Genomic DNA, 9,917 nt, shown 5'->3' on the forward strand with positions numbered 1-9,917 from the left:
TTAGGGGCTTTCTGACTAAGTCGCTACTGTTCGCAAAAGTGGCCTTCTTTTGGCGATTGGGTAATCGCATATTCGCCATCGAGGTTGCGATAAACAATCGTGTTCCAAACAGAGCCATCATCCAATTCAAACTCAATAGCATAGTTGACGCCGCTAACGATTTGCGCGTGAACATTCAGTATTTGTTTAAACGACGCTATTGTGTCCATTTTCTTTAAAACAAAGGCCATTGCCTTTTGTGCATCAGGGGTCGCGTTAAACTCATTCCACCCACCTGGCATGTTTCCTTGTGCATTACATACATCTGCCGAGGTCGTTAATTGTGTCGTTTCGCTCGGCTTTTCCTGCTGACAACCTGCAAGTAACACCAAAAGTGCACAAACTGACACTGTTTTTAATTTCATAACAATAACCTCTGTCTATAACGCAACGTATTATAGGAGGGTGATATGCCTACGAATGTCTATGTTGTGCAAAGTTTCTATATGCATAGGGTTAAATGCTGACAAAATGTACAAGCATGGTCAGCTTGTAAGTCAAAAATAGAGCAATCTTGTTATTGATTTGCTGAGATGACGAGGTTTCGGTGTTCAGCGCGCTATTGATGATGAAGAATTGTGATGTGTACCTATGAGGGCGATGGTGCGGCTTAGTGATCGATTTGTTATCTTCTAGAGTAAAATCAATCACTAATTAAAATTTAGGTGTTGTATGAAATCGATAAAAATATTTTTACTTTTGTCACTTGCAACTTTATTTGGTTGTACCTCGAAGCCGGATGGGGTGGAACCCGTGAATAATTTCGATTTAGAGCCATATCTAGGTAAGTGGTATGAGATTGCACGCCTAGACCATTCATTTGAGCGAGGCTTATCCAACGTTACCGCTGAGTATCAGGTTCGTGAGGATGGCGGGGTCAAGGTGATAAACCGTGGATATTCCGAAGAAGAGCGACAGTGGTCAGAAGCTGAAGGCAAAGCTTATTTTGTTGAAGATGAAACGGTGGGACACTTAAAGGTTTCCTTTTTTGGGCCAATATACTCTTCTTACATTGTGTTTGAGCTAGGTGAAAACTATGACTATGCGTTTGTCTCAGGTTACAACCACGACTACTTGTGGCTATTGTCTAGAACTCCTAATGTTGATGAGAAAGTAGTGGAGCGCTTTAAGTACGTAGCTAAAGAGAAAGGTTTCGCTATCGACGAGCTCATTTTTGTTGAACAAGAGAAACAACGGCAGCTTTAAGTTCATCAGCGTGGCTGAAAAAGCGGACAGAGGGGAAGCTTCCTAATTAAAGCTCAGTTTGTCATTTCGCTTAACAGTAATTTGTTACGGCGTAACTTAATGTGGTCAAAATGGATATAGCCCCATCATTTGTGATTACTCGTGATGGGGCTTATATAAATTTGAGTGAGCGTCGAAAGGTTGCTCTATCAACAAACGGTTATGGTTTACTTAATCAAACGAACGATCAGGGAACCTGGTGCTCGAATAGATTCAACATTGTGGCTAAGTACTGTGCCGCTTGTTGGGGCGGTGTAGCGTTTAATCTCAGCGCCAAAGCTGTCGTATTGAATCGCAAGAAGTTGACCTTGCTCGACAAAATCCATCAAACTGACATGAGGCAGTACAAAGCCGCCGTGTGTCGCTTTCACACTGATGATTTCGTTTCCTTCCAAGCATGACGTAATAGGGTCCATATCACCTTCAACAATGTTATGCTTTTTCAGCACATTAAAAATGCCTGTTACAGTTCGACTGATAAGTTCTTGCTCGGTGTATCGCCCCATACCTACTTCAACAGTAATGCTTGGGACACCATGGTTATTCCAGACCGTTTCAAGGACGCCAGCATCTCCAGGATCATTTAAAATCGCATCAGGATTAATGAGGCGAGCCATTTCTAATGATTGCTCGATTCGGAAATCTGCAAACACGTAAAGTGGATAGGCAGCACCACTGGTTTGAGTGTGAACGTCAATGGCTAAATCAGCATTTGGCTTGAGCAAATCATTCCACAATGCATATAAGTAACGTTGGGCCTCATTGCCGTTTTGGTCACCAGGAAAAAAGCGGTTTAAGTTTGCAGGAGACGCATCAGGGTCTGCGGAATAGAAATCGCGGCTGTGGTTTAGCATACCAGGCATGTTAATGGTTGGAACAATAGTGACAGTACCAGCGACTTCAGTGCCGATGAGCTCTCGAGCAGTTTTCTGCGCTGCTAACACACCATTGTACTCATCACCATGAACCCCTGCGGTAATCATGATCTTCTTGCCAGGTTTTTCACCTTTGAACACTAGCACAGGTAGGTGTTGCCACTGAGAGAGAGCATTCGTTGCGATGCGAAACCAAAACTTATGCTCGCCCGAATTTAGGTCTGCTACATTGAGAGATTGAATCACTTGATGACCTTGAATCACGTCATCGAGAAATTGTGTTGCCATTAAAGTTACCACTCCAAAACCATAAGCTAATCTAAAACCTTAGCGTCGTCATACCATGAATATTAATAAGGCGAGAACATGTCTCGCCTTAATTACCAATTGGCTTCGTTTTACGCAAAACCCATAATATGAGCTGCGATAACGACGATACTTGATAGGGTAAAGAGTAATAGAATAAATCGCCAGCAGAATTTTGCCCAGTCACCCCAGTCGATACGGCAGACACCAAGCGTTGCCATGAGAGATGCCGAAGTAGGGACGATAACGTTAGTAAAGCCATCGCCAAGTTGGAATGACAAAACTGCCACTTGGCGCGTAACTCCTGCAATGTCTGCCAGAGGGGCCAGTAGAGGCATCGTTAGTGCCGCTTGTCCAGAGCCCGAAGTGACGAAGAAGTTGAAGATAGATTGGAATACATACATTAACCATGCCGCAGCCACGTCAGGAAGCCCGCTAATCACGCCGCCAGCACTGTTTAGAATTGAGTTCAGTACACTCGCTTCATCAGTTGTACCACCACCAAGGATCAACAATACACCTTTTGCACAACCCACTAACAGGGCAGGTGCAAGCATAATAGCTGCACCTTCTTTAAATGCATCAGCTGCGCAGTTTAGCGTCATACCGTTCAGGCGAAAAATCGTACCGATGATCGCGACAACAAAGCCCATAGTGAAAAATTGAGACGCGATTTCTGGGATGTACCATGCGTTAGCGACTACGCCCCAAACGACCCACACCGTGGTCGCAATAACTGTAAAGATAACGAGTGTGTCACCTAGGTTCCAACGAGAATCTTGATTGCCAAGCTCTTGCTGACGGAAATACTGGTCTGTGCGATGGCTGTAAGAAAGTTTAGGATTTGACTTCACGCGAGCGGCGTAGATCATGGTGAAGGCGATACCGATTAACGTAAAGCCAGCCCATAACCCCATGCGCACTGTCATGCCGGATAAAACAGGTACTCCCGCAATGCCTTGCGCAATAGCGACGGAGAAAGGGTTCATCCAAGAAGTAGCAAAGCCAATTTGAGTCGCAACATAGGTAACCATTACCGTAGTGATACCATCATAACCAAGGCGAACCATAAGCGGCGCGATAATAATCGCAAACGCTACGGCTTCTTCACCCATACCAAATACCGCACCGCCTAGCGAGAACAGCAAAAATAGCACTGGAATGAATAGCGCTTCGTTACCTTTGGTCTTATCGATAAGGCGCAGGATACCGTTATCGATTGTGCCTGTGCGCATTACAACGCCGAAAGCACCGCCGATAACCAACATGAACATAATCACGCCGATTGCGCTGCCCCATTTAGAGCCAGAAACTAGCCCTTCGAAAGGGAAGTTCATCAGACCAATGCCACCACCAGAAGCAAACAGGCCAACCTTGTTGTAAACCAGTTCACCGTTTTCGTCGGTTGCATAAGAGAAAGAAGAAGGATCGATAACTGTGCGAGTTTTTTCTGCACCGTCTACCATGTAGGTCACCTGTTGGCTATCAAAATGACCAGCAGGAATTAAGTAGGTAAGAATCGCAGCAAGAATACCAACAATGAAGATCAAAATGAGGGTATCTGGCATCTGCCACGACTTAGGGGTAGCAACCGAGTCTGCTGGTTGCGCATGTGTGTGAGACATAACTTACTTCACGTCAAATTCAATAAAGCATGAAATATCGATAAAATAGAATAAAAAGTCAATATTAATGCTTATGTTGAACTATAAATTCATCAAATATTTGAAGTGAAGTTAATTTGATTGTTTTGTGGTCGAATGTTGGGTTAATGTTTCAATATGCGTTGAGTTTGGATGATTCACGAGCTTTCATAGTACATCTACAGGTGATCTAATCACTTGATTTCTGTCTGTTCTGCATAAAAAGCAGCGACATCACGAAGGTCTTCATCATTTAACATTTTTAACTGTGCTGCCATCATTTCTGCAAGTGGCCCTTTACGCTCACCGGCTTGATAAGATTTCATTGCATTGTAAAGGTACTGAGCATTTTGACCAGCAAGGCTTGGATAGGTGTTGTTCGTTGCGATGCCTGTAACACCGTGACAATAGACACAGCTAGGTGATTTGATTTTACCTTTATCAGCATCACCAAACGGCTCGGCATGGATAGCGGAAGAGAAAATAAAAGAGATTAGAAGTACAAATCTGAGCATGGAGGTTATCTATTCGCTAAAAATCATGCCGATACAATAAAGCTTCCCCTTAGGGGAAGCTCAATGATCAAAATCAAATTAAAGTAGAGATTTTATACTTGATAAGAAAGTGTCGATGTCTTTCGCTGAAATATCTTTATGAGTTACAAAACGAATTGGATTTCCAGGGGTTATCGTGATGTTTTGTTCCTTTAGTTTCGCAGCGATACTTACTATGTCCACTTGAGGAGCAAGCTTCGCGAACACGATGTTCGTTTGAACAAATTCAGGGTTGACTGAAAAACCAGGCAGTTCTGCTAAACCTTCCGCTAAGGTTTTTGCGTTGATGTGATCTTGTTTTAGCTGTTCCACTTGTTCGGTAAGGGCAAGTTTGCCTGCTGCGGCAAGAATACCCGCTTGACGCATACCACCGCCGACCATCTTTCTTAAGCGACGTGCTTTTGCGATGTAGTCTTTGCTACCAAGCAGTAGCGAGCCAACAGGGGCAGCCAGACCTTTCGACAGACAGATCGTCATTGAATCAAAGTACTGACCGATCTCTTTTACCGGAACATCAAGTGCAACGGCTGCGTTAAAAACGCGAGCGCCATCTAGATGCATCTGCAAGTTATGTTTATTCACGAAGTCACGTGCTTCTGCTAAGTAAGACAGAGGTAGTACTTTACCATTAATTGTGTTTTCTAAGCTGAGAAGCTTAGTGCGAGCAAAGTGACAATCATCTGGTTTAATCGCAGCAGCCAGTTTATCAAATGGTAGCGTGCCATCTGGGTTATTTTCGACTGGTTGAGGTTGAATTGATCCCAAAACCGCCGCGCCACCAGCTTCGTATTTGTAGTTATGTGCTTGTTGCCCACATAGATATTCATCTCCCCGCTCGCAATGCGCCATTAAACCGAGCAGATTGGCTTGAGTGCCTGAAGTGGTAAACAAAGCTGCTTCGAAACCAGCAAGCTGCGCAGCAAATTTTTCAAGCTCATTGACCGTAGGGTCATCACCATAAACATCATCCCCAACGGGGGCCTTAAACATGGCTTCTCGCATGGCTTGGGTGGGCTGTGTAACGGTATCTGATCGAAAATCCATGAATGTCTCCTTGGTCAAAGTCCTAAATATATCCGCAAAGGCGCGCTTTGCTTAAGCAAGCGATCGTTTTGGCATCGGTGATCGTGCCATCGACAATCTTTTCTTCGAGTTGCTTGATTGACAAGGTGACGACCTCAATCACTTCGTCTTCATCGCACTCGTAACGGTTTGTTTTGTTGAGCTTTTCGGCAACAAATAGATACTGTATCTCATCACAAAATCCGGCAAGAGGGGTGACTTGGCCGAGAGACGTGAATTTCTCTGCACTAAACCCAGTTTCTTCCTCTAACTCTCTTTTGGCGCAGCAGAGTGGCTCTTCGTTGCCTTCCCTGGTACCAGCAGGAAGTTCCAATAGCCATTTATTAAGTGAAGGCCGAAATTGGTGGACAAGGACAATTTCACCCTCCGCTGTAATAGGGAGAATCACTGCAGCGCCCGGATGATGGATTGTGGTGTGCGTAATTGCCTGTCCTGTAGGAAGCATAACGTCTTCTTCAATCAGAGAAATTTGCTTCCATTTATGAATTATCTTGCTCATGCAGTTATGAACCCTAGCTGTTACCGCATTTTTGACGTTTTTCGACATTAACCACAAATGGTGGGAAACAAAAGCAAAAAATACTGCAACACGACGAAAGCGTTTGCACTTTAAGTGAGCAATGTCTCATAAATGGAAACTTTGATTGCTTCGTCAAGATGGGGAAAAGCATCTGCTATAAGGGGAATTCGACAAAATACATTTGTAACAAAGTTATAACAAGTGTATAAAAATGTTAACGCAATACCACTTCAGTAGCCGGAGAACGTATGACACAAACCTTATTTGCCTCAAATGCCGAAAAAGCGCTTCTCTCAGAACGCATCAATAAATTGGCGAAAGCGTTAACGGATGGCGTTTATGAGCGTGAACATACGATCAAGCTCTGCCTTCTTGCTGCACTTGCTGGTGAAAGTGTTTTTCTTTTAGGCCCCCCTGGTATTGCAAAAAGCTTAATTGCCAAACGACTCATCCAAGCGTTCGATAACAGCAGTTACTTCGAATACCTGATGACGCGCTTCTCAACCCCTGAAGAGGTGTTTGGGCCACTGAGTATCCAAGAGCTAAAAGACAACGGCCGTTATGTTCGCTTAACTAAAGGGTATTTGCCAACTGCACAAGTCGTATTTTTGGATGAAATCTGGAAGGCGGGGCCTGCAATTCTTAACACATTGCTGACAGTGGTTAATGAGAAAACATTCAAAAATGGCAGCGATATCGAGCGTGTGCCAATGCGCCTGTTGGTATCGGCTTCCAATGAATTACCCGATGAAGATAGTGGATTGGATGCCCTCTACGACCGCATGTTGGTGCGTGTGTTTGTGAATCGAATTCAGAATAAACAAAACTTTAAGTCGATGTTGACTGTGGGCACATCGCAAGAGGCACAAGTACCAGAAGGCCTAGCGATAACTGATGAAGAATATCATCAATGGCAACAACAGCTCGACAAATTGACGCTAACCGACAATGCATTCGAAAAGCTTTTCCAGCTTAAAACGATGTTAGAAAGCAAAGTTGAAGCTCAGTTTGGTGATGTGGCCAATACCGACATGTATGTCTCTGACCGCCGCTGGAAGAAAGCCGTGAAGTTGTTAAAAGCGAGCGCGTTTTTTAATGGTCGCGATGAAATCAATCCGCTTGACCTTCTACTGCTGCAAGATTGTTTATGGAACAGTCCTGAATCGCGAGATGTGGTACGTGGAGTGGTTCAAGAGTTCGCCTTAAAACATGCATTTGATCAACAAGACGCGGAGCAGGAAATCGAGTACTGCCGTGAGTCTTTGGTTGATGTTCAACATGAACTTGAAGATGCCTACCGCATGACGTTAACGTCTGAAGCGGCAACGGGTATTTTGCGCAAAGAAACCATGCGCTTTGATACCTCTAAAGCCAAGATGTACAAAGTTGGCGCAGCCGTTAACTTAGTTAAATTGGTGGTCTTGCAAAGCAACATGTCGGTTTCAGAATCAGAAAAAGGTGATAGCCGCTGGGTTTATGTACCCAAAGATGAGTTAGATCGAGTCATTAAAGAGGGAAGCGGTGATGTGTATGGTTACGTCAATCAAAACACCAACATGTGCCGTTTACGATTTGACGTTGACGCGGCGAATAACCTAGTTATCCGTGATATCGCGAACCGAGGCATTCTGGTTAGCCTAGTGACTCAAGAGGGCTTGGATGTAGAGCTCTACCAAAAGTGGTTAACGCAGAGCGAAAAAGCCGTAAATCAGCTTAGTGAGGCAGAACACCATATGCGTAAGGTGAAAGCGAACTTTCATGATGCGCTTCCGCATAGCTTTGTTGATCCTGAACTACCCCGCCTAATGGAGTCGAGTCTACAACAGGTCAGTCAGAGACTTGAATCAATCCAAGCAGAAAGTGAAAAAGTTATCCAACGCTTTAAAAACTTAAATCAGTTTTTCTCATAAGGAGACGACATGCTAGGTGCAGACGGACTTAACCTCGCGCTGATGGTGGCCGACTCCGGCATCATCGATAGCGCAGTTAATGATTTGATGGCTCGTTCACAAGTCATGATGATGGCAGAAAACAGAGGTGTTAAATCTTCGGTCAAAGGTCACTTGTTAAAGTGGCGAGGCAGTGTTAAAAAACGGATCACCAAGGTATGTGAGACAGAGCGTTTCCAACAAGAGCTGTCTTTATATCAAGAGGTTATTCATTGGGATGAAGAGGCGTTTTTTGAAAACATCGAAGATGTGATTAAAAAGCTGGAATGGCACTCTGCGTTTTACATGCAAGCTCGCCGAATGATGGAAAAGAACAAAGGGATGAATAACCCTATGTTCCCTCATTACTTTTGTGATCAATGGTACCAAAGCCTCACCGATGCTATAAAACAAGCGCAAGTAAGCGAGCTTGAAGCCAATAAAGAAAAGGTGCTGAAAGACCTGTATCAACGTATGGAAACCATGCGTAATATGGATAAAGTCACGGAGTCGGGTGACGCTGAAAGTGTAGGGCGCCTGTGGGATATGGCATCTGCCAAGTTGAGTAAAACAGACTTAACGGTGATGAAACGCCATGCTGAGTTTCTGAAGAAGCACCAAGGCTTGCAAGAAATTGCGGAGCAACTCGGTCGTATGGCGGGGCAAGTAAATGATCCTGAACTAAATCGTGCGCCCACTGAAGAACTTCAATTGGTCGAAGAGAAAAGTGATGAGGCGACGGATGATATTGTCGGTATTCACGAAAGCGATGATCTAAATAAGCTACTTCCCAACGAAACGATGTTTTTGGCGTATCCTGAACTTGAAGTTGTGTTCTATAAACACTTAGTTGATAAACGGCTCATGAACTATCGTACACAAGGCAAATCGCGCACGTTACGTAAAGTTAAAGCTCACCGACCTGACCATAAAGCGGTAGATATCGAAAAAGGCCCCTTCATTGTTTGTGTGGACGCGTCCGGTTCCATGAGTGGCTTTCCTGAGCAATGCGCCAAAGCCATGGCTTATGCTCTGATGCAAATCGCACTAGCGGAGCAACGTGATTGCTATGTCATTATTTTTTCTACGGAACACATTACCTACGAACTAACCAAACAAGATGGTCTGCGCGAGGCGGCGGACTTTCTAACTTATAGCTTCCATGGTGGTACAGACTTAGAGCCAACTTTGATTAAATCTATCGACTTGATGAGCGGTGATAAATATAAAAACGCAGACATGGTAGTCATTTCCGACTTTATCGCGCCAAAACAACAAGACGAGTTACTGGCCAAAGTGGATGCGCTCAAGGCGAAGAAAAACCGTTTTCACGCGATTAGCTTATCGAAATACGGAAATCCTGCATTAATGTCGATGTTTGATCACACTTGGTCTTATCACCCTAATGTTGTGGGAAGATTGCTAAAAAGGGTCAGCAACTATTAAACGCCTTAATGTTTCATGGGACAAAACGAACTGAAAGCGAGATTTATATTGCTTCGTTTTAAGCCAATAAGATCGAACTTTGGTCGAATTGACTTAAAAGAAATCAAACGAACAGAAAATGAAATGTTTTTGTTTGACTATCTTCTCTCAATCCGTAAAGTAGCCACCAACGCAACGGGGTAGAGCCCTGAAGCGTAATAAAAAGGCGCCTTGGCAGAGTGGCTATGCAGCGGATTGCAAATCCGTGGACCTCGGTTCGACTCCGGGAGGCGCCTCCA

The 9,917-nt window shown here is 44.2% G+C and carries 9 protein-coding genes and 1 tRNA gene; 4 read left to right on the forward strand and 6 right to left on the reverse strand.

Annotated features, from left to right (window positions below; genetic code table 11):
* Positions 1–23 precede the first annotated feature (23 nt).
* Complete coding sequence (locus tag R8N28_RS01920; protein ID WP_005387498.1) at positions 24–404, reverse strand: cystatin domain-containing protein; 381 nt, start codon at positions 402–404, stop codon at positions 24–26.
* 307 nt (positions 405–711) lie between these two features.
* Here R8N28_RS01920 and R8N28_RS01925 point away from each other — a divergent pair, with 307 nt between their 5' ends.
* Positions 712–1,245, forward strand: a complete 534-nt coding sequence (locus R8N28_RS01925) for a lipocalin family protein (protein WP_025767720.1) — start codon at positions 712–714, stop codon at positions 1,243–1,245.
* A gap of 206 nt (positions 1,246–1,451) precedes the next feature.
* Here R8N28_RS01925 and R8N28_RS01930 read toward each other — a convergent pair whose 3' ends face one another.
* The 5 genes from R8N28_RS01930 to R8N28_RS01950 form a co-directional block, all read right to left on the reverse strand.
* A complete protein-coding gene (locus R8N28_RS01930; protein WP_042520988.1) occupies positions 1,452–2,447 on the reverse strand; it encodes a succinylglutamate desuccinylase/aspartoacylase family protein in 996 nt (331 codons plus the stop codon).
* Positions 2,448–2,557: 110 nt separating this feature from the next.
* Positions 2,558–4,090, reverse strand: a complete 1,533-nt coding sequence (gene yfcC, locus R8N28_RS01935) for a putative basic amino acid antiporter YfcC (protein WP_080996212.1) — start codon at positions 4,088–4,090, stop codon at positions 2,558–2,560.
* A gap of 212 nt (positions 4,091–4,302) precedes the next feature.
* Entirely contained in the window at positions 4,303–4,623 is a 321-nt protein-coding gene (locus R8N28_RS01940; protein WP_017633643.1) for a c-type cytochrome, read from the reverse strand.
* A gap of 78 nt (positions 4,624–4,701) precedes the next feature.
* On the reverse strand, positions 4,702–5,706 hold the full coding sequence (gene ltaE / locus R8N28_RS01945; RefSeq protein ID WP_042520986.1) for a low-specificity L-threonine aldolase: 1,005 nt from the start codon (positions 5,704–5,706) through the stop codon (positions 4,702–4,704).
* 22 nt (positions 5,707–5,728) lie between these two features.
* Positions 5,729–6,244, reverse strand: a complete 516-nt coding sequence (locus R8N28_RS01950) for an NUDIX hydrolase (protein ID WP_017820203.1) — start codon at positions 6,242–6,244, stop codon at positions 5,729–5,731.
* A gap of 269 nt (positions 6,245–6,513) precedes the next feature.
* Here R8N28_RS01950 and R8N28_RS01955 point away from each other — a divergent pair, with 269 nt between their 5' ends.
* The 3 genes from R8N28_RS01955 to R8N28_RS01965 all read left to right on the forward strand — a co-directional run bounded on the left by R8N28_RS01955 (position 6,514) and on the right by R8N28_RS01965 (position 9,917).
* Positions 6,514–8,175 (forward strand): ATPase RavA domain-containing protein, encoded by a 1,662-nt coding sequence (locus R8N28_RS01955; RefSeq protein ID WP_065275339.1) that lies wholly within the window; start codon positions 6,514–6,516, stop codon positions 8,173–8,175.
* A gap of 9 nt (positions 8,176–8,184) precedes the next feature.
* The gene (gene viaA / locus R8N28_RS01960) at positions 8,185–9,639 is read left to right on the forward strand and encodes an ATPase RavA stimulator ViaA (protein WP_017820201.1); all 1,455 of its coding nucleotides are present in this window, start codon (positions 8,185–8,187) and stop codon (positions 9,637–9,639) included.
* A gap of 204 nt (positions 9,640–9,843) precedes the next feature.
* Positions 9,844–9,917: transfer RNA gene (locus R8N28_RS01965), tRNA-Cys, on the forward strand.

The sequence above is a fragment of the Vibrio sp. Vb1554 genome (assembly GCF_033344235.1).

Coding starts and splice junctions, on each gene's coding strand:
- R8N28_RS01920 (WP_005387498.1), bottom strand. CDS start 404: ATGAAATTAAAAACAGTGTCAGTTTGTGCACTTTTGGTGTTACTTGCA.
- R8N28_RS01925 (WP_025767720.1), top strand. CDS start 712: ATGAAATCGATAAAAATATTTTTACTTTTGTCACTTGCAACTTTATTT.
- R8N28_RS01930 (WP_042520988.1), bottom strand. CDS start 2,447: ATGGCAACACAATTTCTCGATGACGTGATTCAAGGTCATCAAGTGATT.
- yfcC (WP_080996212.1), bottom strand. CDS start 4,090: ATGTCTCACACACATGCGCAACCAGCAGACTCGGTTGCTACCCCTAAG.
- R8N28_RS01940 (WP_017633643.1), bottom strand. CDS start 4,623: ATGCTCAGATTTGTACTTCTAATCTCTTTTATTTTCTCTTCCGCTATC.
- ltaE (WP_042520986.1), bottom strand. CDS start 5,706: ATGGATTTTCGATCAGATACCGTTACACAGCCCACCCAAGCCATGCGA.
- R8N28_RS01950 (WP_017820203.1), bottom strand. CDS start 6,244: ATGAGCAAGATAATTCATAAATGGAAGCAAATTTCTCTGATTGAAGAA.
- R8N28_RS01955 (WP_065275339.1), top strand. CDS start 6,514: ATGACACAAACCTTATTTGCCTCAAATGCCGAAAAAGCGCTTCTCTCA.
- viaA (WP_017820201.1), top strand. CDS start 8,185: ATGCTAGGTGCAGACGGACTTAACCTCGCGCTGATGGTGGCCGACTCC.